This window comes from Paracoccus sp. Z118, assembly GCF_019061185.1.
Classification (GTDB): domain Bacteria; phylum Pseudomonadota; class Alphaproteobacteria; order Rhodobacterales; family Rhodobacteraceae; genus Paracoccus.
Map to the genome: position 1 here is coordinate 1 of NZ_JAHQZU010000159.1, position 317 is coordinate 317.

The window sequence follows — 317 nt, forward strand, 5'->3', positions numbered from 1 at the left end:
GTAAGCGCGAGGTCGTTGCCCTATGCGGCGATGCTTGACGGCTGGTTGAAGCACCAGGGCATGAGGTCCTCGATGGCGCTTTTCGGGTGACCGTCGAGGATGGCGCGAAGGGTGTCGGCGATGTAGTCGACCGGGTTCACGCCGGACATCTTGCAGGTTGCGACCAGCGAGGCGAGCATGGCCCAGTTCTCTGCACCGACCTCATTGCCGGCGAAGAGTGCATTTTTTCTCGTAAGTGCGATCGGGCGGATCTGGTTCTCGACCGGGTTGGTGTCGAGTTCGAGTGTGCCGTCGTCGAGGAAGCGGATCAGGCCGGG

General features: G+C 62.1%; 1 protein-coding gene. It reads right to left on the reverse strand.

All coding sequences use genetic code 11. The annotated features are described in order from the left end of the window. Positions 1 to 20: 20 nt before the first annotated feature. Positions 21 to 317, reverse strand: a 297-nt coding sequence (locus KTN05_RS17990) for a transposase domain-containing protein (RefSeq protein ID WP_217330717.1), incomplete at its 5' end; no start/stop codon positions are given.